At 72.0% G+C, this 16,277-nt stretch carries 16 protein-coding genes, 1 tRNA gene and 1 riboswitch; of the genes, 10 read left to right on the forward strand and 7 right to left on the reverse strand.

The window, feature by feature from the left end; all coding sequences use genetic code 11:
- Positions 1 to 1,281, reverse strand: a complete 1,281-nt coding sequence (locus FPV26_RS06945) for an efflux RND transporter periplasmic adaptor subunit (protein ID WP_181952582.1) — start codon at positions 1,279 to 1,281, stop codon at positions 1 to 3.
- Between the two features lie 176 nt (positions 1,282 to 1,457).
- Here FPV26_RS06945 and glmS point away from each other — a divergent pair, with 176 nt between their 5' ends.
- From glmS to FPV26_RS06960, 3 genes are all read left to right on the forward strand, one after another.
- Entirely contained in the window at positions 1,458 to 3,287 is a 1,830-nt protein-coding gene (gene glmS / locus FPV26_RS06950; RefSeq protein ID WP_147653066.1) for a glutamine--fructose-6-phosphate transaminase (isomerizing), read from the forward strand.
- A gap of 67 nt (positions 3,288 to 3,354) precedes the next feature.
- Positions 3,355 to 3,930, forward strand: coding sequence for a YbhB/YbcL family Raf kinase inhibitor-like protein (locus FPV26_RS06955; protein WP_220429076.1), 576 nt, complete (start codon positions 3,355 to 3,357; stop codon positions 3,928 to 3,930).
- A 110-nt stretch (positions 3,931 to 4,040) separates the two neighbouring features.
- Complete coding sequence (locus tag FPV26_RS06960) at positions 4,041 to 4,517, forward strand: hypothetical protein (protein WP_147653068.1); 477 nt, start codon at positions 4,041 to 4,043, stop codon at positions 4,515 to 4,517.
- Between the two features lie 22 nt (positions 4,518 to 4,539).
- On the opposite strand, the gene btuB is transcribed toward FPV26_RS06960, so the two are convergent.
- The 3 genes from btuB to FPV26_RS06975 all read right to left on the reverse strand — a co-directional run bounded on the left by btuB (position 4,540) and on the right by FPV26_RS06975 (position 7,648).
- Complete coding sequence (gene btuB, locus FPV26_RS06965; RefSeq protein ID WP_425473069.1) at positions 4,540 to 6,417, reverse strand: TonB-dependent vitamin B12 receptor; 1,878 nt, start codon at positions 6,415 to 6,417, stop codon at positions 4,540 to 4,542.
- Between the two features lie 117 nt (positions 6,418 to 6,534).
- Positions 6,535 to 6,752: riboswitch (cobalamin riboswitch) on the reverse strand.
- Between the two features lie 30 nt (positions 6,753 to 6,782).
- Positions 6,783 to 7,169 (reverse strand): TfoX/Sxy family protein, encoded by a 387-nt coding sequence (locus FPV26_RS06970; RefSeq protein WP_147653072.1) that lies wholly within the window; start codon positions 7,167 to 7,169, stop codon positions 6,783 to 6,785.
- The gene (locus FPV26_RS06975; protein WP_147653074.1) at positions 7,166 to 7,648 is read right to left on the reverse strand and encodes a GAF domain-containing protein; all 483 of its coding nucleotides are present in this window, start codon (positions 7,646 to 7,648) and stop codon (positions 7,166 to 7,168) included. Before FPV26_RS06975 ends, FPV26_RS06970 begins: the two co-directional genes overlap by 4 nt.
- Before the next feature lie 66 nt (positions 7,649 to 7,714).
- On the opposite strand from FPV26_RS06975, the gene FPV26_RS06980 reads away from it, so the two are divergent.
- From FPV26_RS06980 to FPV26_RS06995, 4 genes are all read left to right on the forward strand, one after another.
- On the forward strand, positions 7,715 to 8,461 hold the full coding sequence (locus tag FPV26_RS06980) for a TMEM175 family protein (protein ID WP_181952583.1): 747 nt from the start codon (positions 7,715 to 7,717) through the stop codon (positions 8,459 to 8,461).
- Entirely contained in the window at positions 8,458 to 9,138 is a 681-nt protein-coding gene (bioD, locus tag FPV26_RS06985) for a dethiobiotin synthase (protein WP_147653078.1), read from the forward strand. The genes FPV26_RS06980 and bioD overlap by 4 nt, the downstream gene beginning before the upstream one ends.
- A gap of 83 nt (positions 9,139 to 9,221) precedes the next feature.
- A complete protein-coding gene (locus tag FPV26_RS06990; RefSeq protein ID WP_147653080.1) occupies positions 9,222 to 10,367 on the forward strand; it encodes an efflux RND transporter periplasmic adaptor subunit in 1,146 nt (381 codons plus the stop codon).
- Between the two features lie 54 nt (positions 10,368 to 10,421).
- The gene (locus FPV26_RS06995) at positions 10,422 to 13,520 is read left to right on the forward strand and encodes an efflux RND transporter permease subunit (protein WP_147653082.1); all 3,099 of its coding nucleotides are present in this window, start codon (positions 10,422 to 10,424) and stop codon (positions 13,518 to 13,520) included.
- A 94-nt stretch (positions 13,521 to 13,614) separates the two neighbouring features.
- Here FPV26_RS06995 and FPV26_RS07000 read toward each other — a convergent pair whose 3' ends face one another.
- The 3 genes from FPV26_RS07000 to FPV26_RS07010 form a co-directional block, all read right to left on the reverse strand.
- Complete coding sequence (locus FPV26_RS07000) at positions 13,615 to 14,007, reverse strand: phasin family protein (protein ID WP_147653084.1); 393 nt, start codon at positions 14,005 to 14,007, stop codon at positions 13,615 to 13,617.
- 175 nt (positions 14,008 to 14,182) lie between these two features.
- Complete coding sequence (gene queD / locus FPV26_RS07005; RefSeq protein WP_147653086.1) at positions 14,183 to 14,548, reverse strand: 6-carboxytetrahydropterin synthase QueD; 366 nt, start codon at positions 14,546 to 14,548, stop codon at positions 14,183 to 14,185.
- Between the two features lie 97 nt (positions 14,549 to 14,645).
- Positions 14,646 to 14,722 (reverse strand) — tRNA-Met (locus FPV26_RS07010).
- A 118-nt stretch (positions 14,723 to 14,840) separates the two neighbouring features.
- On the opposite strand from FPV26_RS07010, the gene FPV26_RS07015 reads away from it, so the two are divergent.
- From FPV26_RS07015 to bfr, 3 genes are all read left to right on the forward strand, one after another.
- On the forward strand, positions 14,841 to 15,428 hold the full coding sequence (locus FPV26_RS07015) for an RNA pyrophosphohydrolase (RefSeq protein ID WP_147653088.1): 588 nt from the start codon (positions 14,841 to 14,843) through the stop codon (positions 15,426 to 15,428).
- A gap of 52 nt (positions 15,429 to 15,480) precedes the next feature.
- Entirely contained in the window at positions 15,481 to 15,678 is a 198-nt protein-coding gene (locus FPV26_RS07020; RefSeq protein WP_147653090.1) for a (2Fe-2S)-binding protein, read from the forward strand.
- A gap of 128 nt (positions 15,679 to 15,806) precedes the next feature.
- Positions 15,807 to 16,277, forward strand: coding sequence for a bacterioferritin (gene bfr, locus FPV26_RS07025; protein WP_147653092.1), 471 nt, complete (start codon positions 15,807 to 15,809; stop codon positions 16,275 to 16,277).

Raw genomic sequence — 16,277 nt, forward strand, 5'->3', positions numbered from 1 at the left:
TCATTCTCCCGTGATGCGGACGCGCTCGGCGTCGCCGAAGGTTTCGCTGCCGGACACGACCACACGGTCGCCTTCCTTGAGGCCGGAGAGGATCTCCACTGCGTCGAGGCTGCTGGCGCCGAGCCGGACCGGGCGCCTGACCGCGCTGCCGCCGTCCATGACCCAGGCGCTGCGGCCGCCGCCTTCCTCGACGAACGGGCCGCGCTCGACCATCAGCACGTCGCGGCGGGTGTCGAGCACGATGCGCACCGACAGGCGCTGGTTCTGGCGCAGGCCGGGCGGCTGGCGGCCGGTGAAGCGCAGGCGGCTGACCACCTCGCCGCTGACCACTTCTGGCGAGACCGCCGCCACCTGCGCCGGGAAGGTGCCGCCGGCGGCGGTGATCTGCGCCGGCATGCCGATGGCGAGATCGCGGGCGAAGCTTTCCGGCACGCGGATCTCGACCTCGAATTCGGACAGGTCCACCACGCTCAGCACCGGCGCGTTGGCGGCGACGTTGGCGCGCTGCGCGACCTGCACCTGGCCGACCTGGCCGTCGAACGGGGCGCGCAGCGTGAGCGCGTCCACCTGGCGCTGCAGTTCGGCCACCACCGCGCGCTGGCGCTCGGCGAGCAGGCGCCTGTTGCGCAGGTCGAGGTCGGCGCCCCGGCTGCGCAGGTCGTGGTCGCCGCGCGCCTGCGCCAGCGCCAGTTCGGCCTTCTGCAGCGCGTCCTGCGCCCGTGCCACGTCAATCTGCGCCACCGCGCCGCCTGCGTAGGCGCGCCGGTTGCGCTCGAGGTCGCGCACCGCCGCCTGGCGGTCGATCTGCGCCTGGTCCAGGATCCGGCGTGCATCGGCGCGGGCCAGCTGCGCGTCGAGCGCGGCGCGGTCGGCCTCCGCCTCCAGCCCGGCCAGGGTGGCCTGTTCCTGGGCCAGCGCGCTGCGCAGCTCGGGGCTGTGGATCGTGGCCAGCGCCTGGCCGCGCTTGACCGCATCGCCGGCCACTACCTGCAGGGTGACCGTGCCGGCGGCGACCGCGTACAGCACCGGGCTGTTGGCGGCGATGATCCGGCCGTCGGCGCTGATGTCGCGCACCAGGTCGCCGCGGCGCACCTCGGCGATGCGCACGCGCGCACCGTCCACCGAGCGGCTGCCCGCACTCCAGCCGGACAGCAGCCAGGCCGCCGCCAGCAGCAGCGCGGCGCCGCCGGCGCCGGCGGCCAGCCAATGCCGGCGCCGGCGGGACTGTGCCGCGGTGGCGGCGAGGGGGCGGTCCTGGGCGGAGGTGTCGCGGATGCTCATGGGAGGCGGCATGAAAACGATTTGCCGCTCTCCAAAGCAGATTGCGTGCCAATCGACAACGCATTGAGCGAAAAGAGATTTTTCTGAACGAAGGGGGTGTCCGCCCCGTGTCCGGACCGTCCGCCGGACAGCGCCCGCGGATACACTGGCGGCTCCCTCCCCGAGCCTGGCGTCCCATGTGCGGCATCGTTGGCGCGATCGCGGATCGCGATGTGGTTCCCCTCCTGATCGACGGCCTCAAGCGCCTGGAATACCGCGGCTACGACTCCGCGGGCCTGGCGGTGGTGGACGGCGAGGTGCGCCGCGTGCGCCGCACCGGGCGCGTGGCGGAAATGGAGGCGGCGGCGCAGGCCGAGGGCTTCCGCGCCGCGCTCGGCATCGGCCACACCCGCTGGGCCACCCACGGCGGCGTCACCGAGTCCAACGCCCATCCGCACATCAGCCACGGCGAGATCGCGCTGGTCCACAACGGCATCATCGAGAACCACGAGCAGCAGCGCGAACGCCTGCGTGCGCTCGGCTATGCGTTCGAGTCGCAGACCGACACCGAGGTGATCGCGCACCTGATCCACCACTACCGCAGCCAGGGCGACGACCTGCTGGCCGCGCTGCAGCGCGCGGTGCGCGAGCTCGACGGCGCCTACGCGCTGGCGGTGGTGGACAAGCGCGAGCCGGGGCGGCTGGTGGCCGCGCGCATGGGCTGCCCGCTGCTGGTCGGCCTGGGCGAGGGCGAGAACTTCGTCGCCTCCGATGTCTCGGCGATCGTCTCGGTCACGCGCCGGGTGATCTACCTGGAGGAAGGCGACACCGCCGAGGTCACCCGCCAGGGCGTGCGCATCTTCGACGCCGAGGGACGCCCGGCGCAGCGCGAGGTGCACGTCTCCGACGTCTCGCTGGCCTCGCTCGAGCTCGGCCCGTACCGCCACTTCATGCAGAAGGAGATCCACGAGCAGCCGCGCGCGATCGCCGACACGATCGAGGCGGTGGTGGACGCCGGCGGCTTCTCGCCGGCGCTGTTCGGCGCCGACGCGCAGGCGCTGCTGCGCGACGTGGACCGGGTGCAGATCCTGGCCTGCGGCACCAGCCACTACGCCGGCCTGGTGGCGCGCTACTGGATCGAGGCGATCGCCGGGATCCCGTGCGCGGTGGACATCGCCAGCGAGTACCGCTACCGCAAGGTGGTGGCCGACCCGCGCCAGCTGGTGGTCACCATTTCCCAGTCGGGCGAGACGCTCGACACGATGGAGGCGCTCAAGTACGCCAAGTCGCTCGGCCACGCGAAGACGCTGGCGATCTGCAACGTGCCCGAGAGCGCGATCCCGCGCGCCAGCGCGCTGGTGTTCTACACCCGCGCCGGGGCCGAGATCGGCGTGGCCTCGACCAAGGCCTTCACCACCCAGCTGGTGGCGCTGTTCGCGCTCGCCGGCACCCTGGCCAGGCTGCGCGGTGCGCTGACGGAGGCGCAGCAAGCCGAGTACCTGGAGGCCCTGCGCCACCTGCCCGGCAGCGTGCAGCACGCGCTCAACCTGGAGCCGCAGATCGTGGCCTGGGCGGAGCGTTTCGCGACGAAGGAGCATGCGCTGTTCCTCGGCCGCGGCGTGCATTACCCGATCGCGCTGGAAGGCGCGCTCAAGCTCAAGGAGATCTCCTACATCCACGCCGAGGCCTACCCGGCCGGCGAACTCAAGCACGGCCCGCTGGCGCTGGTGGACAGCGAGATGCCGGTGGTGGTGATCGCGCCCAACGACAGCCTGCTGGAGAAGGTGAAGTCCAACATCCAGGAAGTGCGCGCGCGCGGCGGCGAGATGTTCGTGTTCGCCGATGCCGACAGCCACTTCGGCGAATCCGAGGGCGTGCACGTGATCCGCACCCCGCGCCACGTCGGCGTGCTCTCGCCGGTGGTGCACGCGATCCCGGTGCAGCTGCTGGCCTACCACGCCGCGCTCGCGCGCGGCACCGACGTGGACAAGCCGCGCAACCTGGCCAAGTCGGTGACGGTGGAGTGAGCGGCCCGCCGCTGCGACACTTTCGCATCGCCTTGATCCCGCCCACCCCAGCATCGCCGCACGTGCCATGACGATCCGTCTCCTGCATTCCGGCCGCCTGCTGCTCGCCGCGCTGCTCCTGCTCGCCGGCGGCGGGACGGCCTGCAGCGCGGACAGGGAGGGCGCGATGTCCTTGGTCCTGAGTTCCCCGGCCTTCGCCCACGACGGCGCGATCCCGGCGCGCCATACCTGCGACGGCGAGGACCTCTCGCCGCCGTTGCGCTGGTCCGGCCTGCCCGCCGGCACGCGCAGCCTGGTCCTGATCGTGGACGACCCCGACGCGCCCGACCCGGCCGCGCCGCGCATGACCTGGGTGCACTGGGTGCTGTACAACCTGCCGCCGAGCGCGGACGGCCTGCCGGAAGGCGTGACCGCGGCGCGCCTGCCCGCCGGCACCCGCGAAGGCCGCAACGACTGGAAGCGCACCGGCTACGGCGGCCCCTGCCCGCCGGTCGGCCGGCACCGCTACTTCCACAAGCTGTACGCGCTCGACACCGTGCTGCCCGACCTCGGCGCGCCGGACAAGGCGCAACTGCTGCAGGCGATGCAGGGGCACGTGCTGGCCGAGGCGGTGCTGGTCGGCACCTACCAGCGCGGGCGCTGAATGCGCACGCCCGCGGCCGGCTGAACGCTTTGGCACTCACCGTGACCGGCTGCCAACACCGGCGCCGCGGATTGTCCTAGCTTGAAGCCGTGTTCCACCGGGAGGAGGACATGGCCGAAGCGATCCGACGTGGCGCGCCTGCGGAACTGTGGCAGGCGCTGGTGCGCGAGGCGGAGTCCCGCGCGGGGCAGCGGCTGGACGAGGCGCGCGAGAGCTACCTCGTGTTCGTGCTGCTGCGTTACCAGAACGATTCCCTGCTGCTGGCGCGGACCCAGGCGCTGGACTGGCTGGAGGCGCAGCAGCGGGTCGGCGGCGCGCGCGCCGATGCGTTGCGTGACGTCGGCGACCGCTGCCTGCTGATCGCCGGGCTGTACCCGGGGCTGGCGGAGCGGCGCCGGGTCAGCGCGGACTATTTCATCGAGCTCGGGCGCGGCGCCTACCTCGGCGTGGCCGAGGCCAGCCGCGCGGCCTATGCCGCGTTGTTCGGCCAGCTCGCCGAGAGCTACCGCGAGCTGGTCGGCACGCTGCGCGCGCTGCGCCCGGCGGCGGCGGAGCTGTTGCCGGCGACGGCCGGGCCGCGCCACTGACGGCGCGGCCGCGGCCCCGGCCTCAGCGCTGCGGCGAATACCGCAGCGTCAGCAGCCATTCGCGTCCGGGCTGGCGGTAGAACGCGACGGTTGCGTAGTCGCGGTCGAATGCGTTGGCCACCCGGGCCTGCAGCGTCAGCGCCTCGCTGAAGGCGTATTCGGCGCGCAGGTCGAAGGTGGCGTAGCCGCCCAGACGGCGGGTGTTGGCCACATCGTCCCAGCGCGCGCCTTCGCCCACTGCGGTCAGGCCGATCCGCAGCGCGCCGAAGGCGCGGTCGAGCTCGAGCCGCGCGCCGTGCCTGGCACGCCGCGGCAGCGCCAGGCCGGTGGCGCGGTTCTCGCTGTCGGCCACGCTCAGGCTGCCGGCGACGGTCCATTCCGACACGCGCGCGTCGAAGGTGAGTTCGGCGCCGCGGATGCGTGCGCGCTCCAGGTTGACCGCGCGGCCCAGCGCGGCGTCGTAGGTGATCAGGTCGTCGGCCTCGGTGCGGAACGCGGACAGGCGCGCGTTGCCGCGCGCGCCGCGCCAGGCCAGGCCGAGTTCGGCGCTGTCGGCCTCTTCCGGGCGCAAGGCCGGATTGCCGAAGAACGGGTAGTACAGCTCGTTGAAGGTGGGCGCCTTGAACGCGGTGCCGTAGCCGGCGATCACGCGCCAGCCGTCGGCAAGGTCCAGGCCCCAGGCCGCGCTGCCGGTGGTGTGGCCGCCGAACTGGTCGTTGTCGTCGCGGCGCAGGCTGGCCAGCAGGTCGTGGCGGCCGAACCGGCCCTGGTATTGCACGAAGCCGGCGCGGTTGGCGCGCGCGGCGCGCGCGTAGGTCGTGCTGGCCGCGACGTGGTCGCGCAGCCAGTCCACGCCGAGGGTGAGCAGCTGGCCACGGGCGAGGGTGAGATCGCCCTGCAGCGTGGCGCTGTCGCGGTCGGTCTGGAACCAGCCGATCCGGCCGGTGCCGTCGGGCAGCGGCACCACCCACGGCGAGGGCTTGGTCAGGTACTGGTCGGAACTGTCGGTGTTGCGGCCGGCGACGAGCTGCAGGCGCAGCCTCTCCGACGGCGTCCAGGTCGCGCGTCCGCCGAGCACCTGCTGCACGGTCTTGGACAGGTTGGTGAAGTCGCCGTCGAACACGTTGCGGCCCTCGGCGCGCAGCGCGTGCAGGTCCACTTGCAGCGTCTCGCCGGCATCCACGCCGCCGCGCAGCGACAGCGAGCGGTTGCGGTAGCCGTCGGCGTCGGGTTCGGGCAGGAAGATGAAGCAGCCGCCCGAGAACGGGCTCGGCGTGGCCACTTCGCAGGCGTCGAAGCCCTCCACGTTCTGGTACGCCGCGTCCACGCCGAACCAGCCGCGCCCGAGGCCGCCGCCGAATCCGGCGCTGCCCTCGGCGCGACCGTGGCTGCCGAGCGTGGCGCTGGCGCGCGCGCGCAGGCCTTCGCGGTCGCGGCGGGTGAAGATCTGGATCACCCCGCCGATCGCTTCCGAACCGTACAGGCTCGAGCGCGGCCCGCGCACGATCTCGATCCGCTCGATCAGCGCCAGCGGCAGATCCTGGAATGCGGTCAGGCCGGACGTGGCCGAGCCCACGCGCACGCCGTCCACCAGCACCAGCACGTGGTCGGATTCGGCGCCGCGCAGGAACAGCGTGGTCAGTTTGCCGGCGCCGCCCTGGTTCGAGAGCGAGATGCCGGCGCGGCCGCGCAGCAGGTCGGGCAGCGAGTGCGCCTGGCTGCGCTCGATCTCCTCGCGGCCGATCACTTCGACCGGCGCGAGCGACTCGTCCACGGTGACCGCGGTGCGCGTGCCGGTGACCACGACCTCGTCGAGATCGGTCGGCGCGGACTGCGCGGCGGCGAGGGAAGGCAGGCCCAGCGCGATCGCCAGGCAGAGGGTGCGGTGTTGCATGTGCAGTCGTCTCCGGCGCGCACGCCCGCGCGCCATGGTGGGCAGGAGCGGTGGCGTGCGGCGGAGGACGGGCGGACGGCCGCGCACGGACGCGGCGGTGCCGCGCGATGCCCGCCGCATCGCAACCGGACGGACTTCGGGGCCGGTCTCCGGGCTCGCGTGTGGGTGTTCCCGATCCGGCGCCTTCCCATGCCGTAGCACAGTGGCCGATGCCGGACTTGGCACGCTTACCGTTGCGGGGGCAGCGCCGGACTGGTCCCGCGTGGTGCGGGGACGTCACCGGCTTCCCGTTTCAACCCTCGGGCGGATGCCGTCGGGTCACCTCGAAGCGGCGCGCAGTGTAGCAGCGCGCGGGGCGGGGTGCCGGCGCGTCAATCCTCGCCGGCCGCGGGGGCGTCGGCGCGTTCGTCATCGAACAGGCCCAGGCCCGGTGCGGACGGTTCGGCGATGTGGTGGGTGGTGGTGACCGGCGCGGCGGCCGGCTTGTAGCGCGGCGGCGGCAGCAGCGCCGTGGCCGCGTCGGCGGCCAGCACCAGTTCCTGGCGCCGGGCCTCCGGCACCTCCTGCCAGTGGCAGCCGAGCAACGCGCCCTCGAGCGCGTAGAGCAGGTTCAGGCTCGGCTTGAAGCCGGCGCGCCGGACGCGCATGAACGCTTCCACCGCGCCCACCGCGGCCAGGTCCTCGTAGGTGCGCAGGCCCACCTGGCGCAGCCAGGCGGCGCTCTTGGGGCCGATGTTGCGCAGCTTGGGGGCGTTCACCGGAGGGACTCCACGTACGCCCGGGCGATCGCTTCCAGGCCGCGCTGGTCCTCGGCGTCGAAGCGCGCCGGCACCGGACTGTCGAGGTCGAACACGCCGATCAGCTCCTCGCCGCGCAGCAGCGGCACCACCAGCTCCGAGGCCGAGGCCGCATCGCAGGCGATGTGGCCGGGGAAGGCGTGCACGTCGTCCACCCGCTGCGTGGCGCGCATGCGCGCGGCGGCGCCGCACACGCCGCGGTCGAGCGGGATGCGCACGCAGGCGGGCAGGCCCTGGAACGGCCCGACCACCAGCTCGCGGCCGTCGAAGAAGTAGAAGCCGACCCAGTTCAGGTCGGGCAGCGCGTTGTAGACCAGGGCGGCGAGGTTGGCGGCGTTGGCGATGCGGTCGTGCTCGCCGTGGAGCAGGGCACGGGCCTGCGCGAGCAGCTGCGCGTACTGCGCCGGCTTGGTGCCGGACAGGGCGGTCGCGGTGAACATGGCGCCAGTGTAGCAGCGCCGCCGGGCCGGCTTACCATGTCCCTGGTCATGGGCGAGGGAGGCCGCATGCAACCGACGGAAATGCCGACCGAAGGCGGGTTCCGCCTGCGCGGGCGCGAGGTCACGCGCCTGGAGACCTTCGTGGACGCCGCGTTCGCCTTTTCGCTGACGCTGCTGGTGATCTTCTTCAACGAACTGCCCGACACCGTGGCCGAGCTGCGCGAGGCGCTGCGGCGGGTGCCGACCTTCGCCGTCTGCTTCGTGCTGCTGATGTTGTTCTGGGCCGCGCACAACCGCTGGAGCCGGCGTTTCGGCCTGGAGGACGCCAGGTCCACGGTGCTGAGCCTGGCGCTGGTGCTGGTGTACGTGTACCCGCTGCGGATGATGATCTCGGCGGGGCTGTCGCTGCTGACCGGCGGCTGGGTGCCGAGCGAGCTCGGCGGCCTGGGCGGCGCGGACTGGCTGCTGGGGGTGCAGACCGCCTTCATGGTGTACGCGGCCGGCTTCGGGCTGCTGGCCTGGCTGATCTGGCGCCTGAACGCGCACGCGCTCGCGCACGCCGACGCGCTCGCGCTGGACGCCTGCGAGCGCTACGAGACCGCGACCGAGATCGGCGTGCACCGGATCATGACCGGCGCGGCCGCGCTCAGCCTGCTGCTCAGCCTGGTTCTGCTGGCATGGCCGCCGACGCGCGCCTGGAGCTGGCTGGTGGGGCTACCGATGTGGGTCTATGCGGTGATGGGCGCGGTGCTCGGCATGTACGGCGCCCGCCGCGCCGCGCGCCGCGCCGCGGTGCTGGGGGCGGCGGCATGAACGCGGCCGGCCTGTACGTCACCGGGACCGACACCGGCGTCGGCAAGACCGTCGCCAGCGCCGCGCTGCTGCATGCGCTGCGGGCGCAGGGGCGGCGTGCGATCGGGATGAAGCCGGTCGCCAGCGGCTGCGAGCCCACGGCGCACGGCTGGCGCAATGCCGATGCGCTGGCCCTGCAGGCCGCCAGCGACCCGCGCCCGGACTACGCCGACTGCAATCCCTACGCGCTGCGGCTGCCGCTGGCGCCCGAGCTCGCCGCGCGCGCGGACGGCGTGGAAGTGGAGTTGGCCCCGATCCTGGCGGCGCATGCGCGGCTGGCCGCGCAGGCCGAGGTGGTGGTGGTCGAAGGCGTGGGCGGCTGGGCCGCGCCGCTGTCCGGCACGCTCGACCAGGCCGACCTGGTGCGCGCGCTGCAGCTGCCGGTGGTGCTGGTGATTGGTCTGCGCCTGGGCTGCCTCAACCACGCCTACCTCAGCGCGCGCGCGATCGCCGCCGACGGCTGCCGGCTGGTCGGCTGGATCGCCAGCCGCATCGACCCGGCCATGGACGCCGCGGACGACAACCTGGCGTTGCTGCGTAGTCGCTTGCCGGCGCCGTGCTGGGGCGTGCTGCCCCATGCACCGGGGGCGGACGCGGCGACACTGGCCCGCGAGTTGCGGGTTCCGCCGCCCGCCTGACTTCCGGCACGGGCGGATCCGGGCCTCAATGCTAGACTCGCCGGTACAAGAATAAGACCCTCTTCTCCGCGCGCGAGGCCGCCATGCGCCGTGCCCTCCTGTTCCTGACGTTGTCCGTCGCGCTGGCGACGCTCGCCTGTTCCAACAACCAGGCTGCCGGCCCTGCCGGCGGCGAGGCCGGCGGTCCACCCGGCGGCGGCATGCCGCCGCTGCCGGTCGAGGCGGTGACGGTGCAGCTCGAACCGCTCGCGGCCGGCCTGCAGACGGTCGGCAGCCTGCGCGCCGACGAGCAGGTGGTGGTGCGTCCGGAGGTCGCCGGCCGCATCGTCCGCATCCATTTCCAGGAAGGCGGGCGCGTGGCCGCCGGGCAGGCGCTGTTCACGCTCGACCCCAGCACCGCCCAGGCCGCCTACAACGAGGCCCTGGCCAACCTCGAGAACAGCCGCCGCAACGCCGCCCGCGCCGGCGAACTGGCGCGGCAGAAGCTGGTGGCGCAGGCCGACTACGATCGCGCCCGCGCCCAGCTCGAGGTGGACCAGGCGCGCGCCGCCTCGGCCCGCACCGCGCTGGCGAAGATGACCCTGCGCGCGCCGTTCTCCGGCCAGGTGGGCCTGCGCGAGGTCAGCGTCGGCGAGTTCGTCAACGTCGGCGACGCGCTGGTGACCCTGGTGCGGCTGGATCCGATCGAGGTGGATTTCAGCGTGCCGGAGAGCGCGCTCGCGCAACTGCGCGCCGGGCAGGCGATCACCGTGACCGTGGACGCCTTCCCCGGCGACCGCTTCGGCGGCGAGGTGGTCGCGATCGACCCGGTGGTGGATCCGAACACCCGCAGCGTGCGCCTGCGCGCGCGGATCGCCAACCCCGACGGCCGCCTGCATCCGGGCCAGTTCGCGCAGCTGCAATTGCAGTCGGGCGGCGCGCAGCGCGGCCTGCTGATCCCCGAGCAGGCGTTGCTGCAGCAGGGCGAGGAGCGCTACGTCTTCACCATCGTGGACGGCAAGGCCAAGCGCACGGCGATCAAGACCGGGGTGCGCGTGCCGGGCAAGGTGCAGGTGGTCGAAGGGCTCAAGCCCGGCGACACCGTGATCACCGCCGGCCAGACCAAGCCGATGATGGGCGACGGCCTGCCGGTGCAGCCGATGCCCGCCCCGGGCGCCGCGCCGGCGGCCGCAGGCAAGCCGCCCGCGGCCAAGGCGAAGCCGCAGGCGGACGAGCCGCAAGCGCACTGACGCCCTGCGCACGCCCGCTCCCGCCGGAGCGGGCCCTGCCACAGCGAGGCCCCCATGGTCCTGTCCGACGTCTCCATCCGCCGACCGGTGTTCGCCACCGTGATCAACCTGGTGGTGCTGCTGGTCGGCATCATCGCCTTCGACCGCCTCGCGGTGCGGCTGATCCCGAACGTGGACGTGCCGGTGGTGACGGTCAACACCAGCTATCCCGGCGCCAGCGCGCAGGTGATCGAATCGCAGGTCACCCAGCCGATCGAGGACGCGCTCTCCGGCATCGAGGGCGTGGAATACATGCAGTCGGTGTCGCGCGAGCAGTCCTCGCAGGTGACGATCCGCTTCCGCATCGACCGCGACCCGGACGCCGCCGCCTCCGACGTGCGCGACCGCGTGGCCCAGGCGCGCGCGTTCCTGCCCGAGGAGGTGGAGGCGCCGATCGTGCAGAAGCAGGAGGCCGACCAGCAGCCGATCATCTACCTGGCCTTCTCCTCCGACCGCCATTCCCAGGTCGAGATCGCCGACTACGCCGAGCGCATCGTCAAGGACCGCGTGCAGACGATCCCGGGCGTGGCCCAGGCGCAGGTGTACTCGACCACCTACGCGATGCGGGTCTGGCTGCAGCCGCAGCGGCTGGCCGGCTTCGGCCTCACCCCGGCCGACGTGGAGACCGCGCTGCGCCGGCAGAACGTCGAGATCCCGGCCGGCCGCGTCGAGGGCAGCGACCGCGAGTTCACGGTGCTGTCGGAAACCGACCTCAAGACCCCGGAGGAGTTCGGCGCCATCGTCCTGGCCGAGTCGAACGGCACCCTGGTGCGCCTGCGCGACGTGGCCAAGGTCGAGCTCGGCCAGGAGGAGGACCGCTTCCGCGCCCGCTACAACGGCACGAACGCGGTGCCGCTGGGCATCGTCAAGCAGGCGGTCGCCAACCCGCTGGAGATCTCCGACGCGCTGCAGGTGATGCTGCCGCAGATCACCGCCTCGCTGCCGGAGGGCATGAAGGTCGAGATCGCCTACGACTCGACCATGTTCATCCGCAACTCGATCGAGGAGGTCTACAAGACCGTCGCCGAGGCGGTGCTGCTGGTGATCGTGGTGATCTTCCTGTTCCTGCGCAGCTGGCGCGCCACCCTCATTCCGCTGGTGACGATCCCGCTGTCGCTGGTCGGCGCGTTCGCGCTGATGTACCTGTTCGGCTTCACCATCAACACGCTCACCCTGCTGGCGATGGTGCTCGCGATCGGCCTGGTGGTGGACGACGCGATCGTGATGCTGGAGAACATCTACCGCCACATCGAGGAGGGCATGCCGCCGATGGAGGCGGCGCTCAAGGGCAGCAAGGAGATTGGCTTCGCAATCGTGGCCATGACCCTGACCCTGGCGGCGGTGTACGTGCCGCTGGCGTTCTCCACCGGCCGCACCGGCAAGCTGTTCGTCGAGTTCGCGCTGACCCTGGCCGGCGCGGTGCTGGTGTCCGGCTTCACCGCCCTGACCCTGTCGCCGATGATGTGCTCGCGGCTGCTGCGCCACGAGCAGAAGCACGGCCGCTTGTACGAGACCGGCGAGCGCGTGCTGCGCTGGCTCGACGAGACCTACCGCCGGCTGCTGACCCGGGCGCTGTCGCTGCGCTGGGCGGTGATGGCGGGGGGCGCGGTGATCGCCGGCCTGGCGCTGTGGCTGTTCATGAGCCTGCCGCGCGAGCTGGCGCCGCAGGAGGACCAGGGCTTCATCATCGCCATCGGCATCGCGCCGGAAGGCTCGACGGTGGAGTACACCGACCGCTACGCGCGCCAGATCGAGGGCATGCTGCTCGGCCTGCCGCAGCAGCAGCGCGTGTTCCAGATCGTCGGCTTCCCCGACGTCACCCAGACCATCGGCTTCACCATGCTCACCGACTGGGAGCAGCGCGAGCAGTCGGCGCAGCAGATCGCCGGCAGCCCGTTCCCGCCCTCGGGGCTGGCGGCGCAGATGTTCTTCGCCGTGCCGGGCCTGATGGCCTTCACCGTGACCCCGCCGCCGCTCGGCCAGGAGGGCTTCGGCCAGCCGGTGAACTTCGTGGTGCAGAGCACCGGCACCTGGGAGGAGCTGAACGCCGTGGTCGGCAAGCTGCTGGCGAAGATGCAGGAAAACCCCCGGCTCACCAACCCCGACACCGACCTCAAGCTCAACAAGCCGCAGTTGCGGATCTCGGTCAACCGCGACAAGGTCGCGGCGGTGGGCAGCGACGTGGCCACCGTCGGACGCACCCTCGAGACCCTGCTTGGCGGGCGCAACGTCACCCGCTTCAAGAAGGGCTCGGAGCAGTACGACGTGATCGTGCAGGTGGAGGACGCGAACCGGCGCGTGCCGGGCGACCTGTCCAACATCTTCGTCCGCGCCGGCGACGGGCAGATGGTGCAGCTGTCGAACCTGGTGGACGTGCAGGAGACGATCGCGGCCAAGGAACTCAACCACTTCAACAAGCTGCGCGCGGCCACGATCAGCGCCGGCCTGGCGCCCGGCTACTCGATGGGCGAGGCGCTGGCGTGGATGGAGGACGCGCTGCGCGAGGTCGCGCCGGAGGCGCTGTACGACCTGTCCGGACAGAGCCGCGAGTTCCGCGAGTCGGCGAGCGACTTCGCCCTGATCTTCGCCCTGGCGCTGGCCTTCATCTTCCTGGTGCTGGCGGCGCAATTCGAGAGCTGGGTGGACCCGCTGGTGATCCTGCTCGCGGTGCCGCTGGCCGCGTTTGGCGCGTTCCTGGCGCTCAAGCTCAGCGGCCACGGCAGCTGGAACATCTACACCCAGATCGGCATCGTCACCCTGGTCGGCCTGATCGCCAAGCACGGCATCCTGATCGTGGAGTTCTCCAACCAGCTGCAGGAGCAGGGGCGGAGCAAGCGCGAGGCGGTGGTCGAGGCGGCCGCGCTGCGCCTGCGCCCGATCCTGATGACCACCGGCGCGATGGTGTTCGGCGCGCTGCCGCTGGCGATCGCGAGCGGCGCCGGCGCCGAGGCGCGCAACCAGATCGGCCTGGTGATCGTGGGTGGCATGGCGATCGGCACCTTCTTCACCCTGTTCGTGGTGCCGGTGATCTACCTGCTGATCGGCCGCGACCACCACAAGGCGCTGGCGCGCAAGGCCGCGCTGGCCGCACGGCCGGCGGCGGCGGAAGGCTGAGCAAGAAAAAAACCCGGCAGCGGGCGCTGCCGGGTCTTGCGCGGGGAGAGAGGACCGCGCGGCCGGATGGCCGGCCTCGTTGGAGAGAACGGACTTACTTGGCCTTGCCGGCCTTGGCGGCGGTCTCGACGCCGGCCTGCGCCTGCTGCGCGGCGGCCTCGAACTGCGCCTTGGCGATCTGGCCGATGGCTTCCTGGGTCTTCAGGGTGCGCGCCAGCACGTCCTGGCTGGTGCGGATCCCGCGCTCGACCTGCTCGCGGGCCAGCTCGACACCCTTCGGCCACACGGCCTTGAGCGCCTCGGCGTCGCGCGCGCCGGCCAGCTCGCCGAGGAAGGCGAAGGTGGCGTTGGCGCCCTGCTCGAGCGCGGCGAGCTGCAGGCCGAACACCTGGCTGGCGTTGTCGAGCGCGAGGCGGTTGATCTGCGCCGCGGCGTCGGCGAACTGGCGCGAGGCGGCGGTGAACTGCTCGTTGAACTGCGCGTACATGGCAGGGACTCCCACGGTGCCCGGCGGGGTGCCGGGTTTGTGCGGTGCAACATAACCGCACCGATGCTGCAATGCAACAAAAGTCCGTGACCGTTCGTCGGCCGGTTCAGAAACCGTTGCGGATCAACTGGTTGCCAGGCCGGGTCGGCGGCCCCGATCCGGCGCGCCACCGTGCTCAGGCCGCGTCCGGGCCCCGGTAGCGGCAGCCCGAGGTGCAGGTTTCGTGCACCACCACCTCCGCCAGCTGCGGCAGGGCCGGCTTGAGCCGCTCCCAGATCCACACCGCCAGGCACTCGCTGGTCGGGTTCTCCAGCCCCTCGACCTCGTTGAGGTAGTGGTGGTCGAGCTGCTCGTACAGCGGCCGGAACGCGGCCTTGATGTCGGCGAAGTCCATCACCCAGCCGGTGTCGGCGCCGGGTTCGCCGGCGACGTGGATCTCGACCCGGAACGAATGCCCGTGCAGCCGCGCGCACTTGTGTCCCGGCGGCACGTTCGGCAGCCGGTGCGCGGCCTCGAGGGTGAAGACCTTGAAAATGTCCATCGGGGGGATTATCGCGCGGCGGGGCGGGCGCGGCGGACAGGAAAAAACCCGCCATGGTGGGTGGGGCGCGCGTGCTGCCCCGCTGCGCGGAGCGGATTGGTGGCTATGGGTGGGCTCGAACCACCGACCCCGGCATTATGAGTGCCGTGCTCTAACCGGCTGAGCTACATAGCCACGCGGGGAACCGCAAATTATTCCGGCCGCCGCCGGCCGCGTCAATCCGGGGCGGGTGCGCTTGAGCCCGGGGGGCGTGCGTGGCAGAGTCGGGGCAGACCTTACGGGAGTCCGCATCGTGATCGATCCGGACGGCTACCGCCCCAATGTCGGCATCGTGCTGATGCAGTCCGACGGCCGGGTGTTCTGGGCCCGGCGCGTGCACCGCGACGGCTGGCAGTTCCCCCAGGGCGGGATGAACAGCGACGAGACGCCGCTCGAGGCGATGTACCGCGAGCTGCGCGAGGAGACCGGGCTGCTGCCGGGGCACGTCGAGGTGCTGGGCGCGACGCCCGGCTGGCTGCGCTACCGCCTGCCGCAGCGGGCGATCCGGCGCCAGGAGCGGCTGGTGTGCATCGGCCAGAAGCAGGTCTGGTTCCTGCTGCGCCTGCTCGGGTGCGAGTCCGACCTGCGCCTGGACCTGAGCGAGCGGCCCGAATTCGACCTGTGGCGCTGGGTGGACTACTGGTACCCGGTGGAGCACGTGGTGACCTTCAAGCGCGAGGTCTATGCCCGCGCCCTGTGCCACCTGGCGCCCTACGCCCGGCAGGTGGCCGGGCCGCAGGCGATCCCGCCGGCGGCGGTGGAGCGTGGGTCGTGGCGCCGCCGCCCGCGCCAGCGCCCGGGCCGGGGGCGGGCCGGGGCGGGCGAGTCCGGGCAGAATTGACAATCATTCTCATTCATGGCGAAATGGCCCCGTTCCGGACGAGGCTCCAGCCGTGTACGTGTGCATCTGCAATGGCGTGACCGACCGCGAGATCCGCGATGCCGCGGCCGCGGGTTGCGACAGCCTGGCCGAGCTCACCATGCGCACCGGTTGCGGCGCCAATTGCGGCAGCTGCCTCGACCACGCCGAGCGCATCCTCGACGAGATGCGCGCGCCGGCGATGCCGCTGCCGGTGCTCCAGGCCGCCTGACCCCGCCCGCTGCGCGACGCGGGCCGCCCTCCGCCGCGGCCGAGCTGCAAATGCACACGATTCGCGTTCCGACGCCGCGCGCGCGCCGGCGCTAGAGTGCGGGACGGTTCCCGGCACGGAGCAGGGCGATGAAAGGCGATCCCAAGGTCATCGAGCATCTGAACAAGGCGCTCTACAACGAGCTGACCGCGATCAACCAGTACTTCCTGCACGCCAAGATGCTGAAGAACTGGGGCCTGAAGGAACTGGCCGAATACGAGTACAAGGAATCCATTGACGAGATGAAGCACGCCGACCGGCTGGCCGAGCGGATCCTGTTCCTGGACGGCCTGCCGAACTTCCAGGCGCTGGGCAAGCTGAAGATCGGCGAGAACCCGCGCGAGGTGCTGCAGTGCGACCTCGCCCTGGAGCACGAGGCGCTGCCGGTGCTGCGCGAGGCGATCGCGTACTGCGAGCAGGTGGGCGACTACGTCAGCCGCGAGCTGTTCGCCGCCATCCTCGAGTCCGAGGAAGAGCACATTGACTGGATCGAGACCCAGCTGTCGCTGATCGAGCGGCTCGGTGAGCAGAACTACCTGCTGACCAAGGTCGAGGACTGA

Origin of the sequence: Vulcaniibacterium gelatinicum, assembly GCF_008033445.1 — a bacterium.
Taxonomy (GTDB): domain Bacteria; phylum Pseudomonadota; class Gammaproteobacteria; order Xanthomonadales; family Xanthomonadaceae; genus Vulcaniibacterium_B; species Vulcaniibacterium_B gelatinicum.

Bases quoted from the DNA above. Each gene is read 5' to 3' on its own strand.
- bioD (WP_147653078.1), top strand. From the start codon at position 8,458: ATGAACGCGGCCGGCCTGTACGTCACCGGGACCGACACCGGCGTCGGC.
- glmS (WP_147653066.1), top strand. From the start codon at position 1,458: ATGTGCGGCATCGTTGGCGCGATCGCGGATCGCGATGTGGTTCCCCTC.
- FPV26_RS06980 (WP_181952583.1), top strand. From the start codon at position 7,715: ATGCAACCGACGGAAATGCCGACCGAAGGCGGGTTCCGCCTGCGCGGG.
- FPV26_RS06990 (WP_147653080.1), top strand. From the start codon at position 9,222: ATGCGCCGTGCCCTCCTGTTCCTGACGTTGTCCGTCGCGCTGGCGACG.
- FPV26_RS06960 (WP_147653068.1), top strand. From the start codon at position 4,041: ATGGCCGAAGCGATCCGACGTGGCGCGCCTGCGGAACTGTGGCAGGCG.
- FPV26_RS06975 (WP_147653074.1), bottom strand. From the start codon at position 7,648: ATGTTCACCGCGACCGCCCTGTCCGGCACCAAGCCGGCGCAGTACGCG.
- bfr (WP_147653092.1), top strand. From the start codon at position 15,807: ATGAAAGGCGATCCCAAGGTCATCGAGCATCTGAACAAGGCGCTCTAC.
- queD (WP_147653086.1), bottom strand. From the start codon at position 14,548: ATGGACATTTTCAAGGTCTTCACCCTCGAGGCCGCGCACCGGCTGCCG.
- FPV26_RS06995 (WP_147653082.1), top strand. From the start codon at position 10,422: ATGGTCCTGTCCGACGTCTCCATCCGCCGACCGGTGTTCGCCACCGTG.
- FPV26_RS06955 (WP_220429076.1), top strand. From the start codon at position 3,355: ATGACGATCCGTCTCCTGCATTCCGGCCGCCTGCTGCTCGCCGCGCTG.
- FPV26_RS07000 (WP_147653084.1), bottom strand. From the start codon at position 14,007: ATGTACGCGCAGTTCAACGAGCAGTTCACCGCCGCCTCGCGCCAGTTC.
- FPV26_RS06945 (WP_181952582.1), bottom strand. From the start codon at position 1,281: ATGAGCATCCGCGACACCTCCGCCCAGGACCGCCCCCTCGCCGCCACC.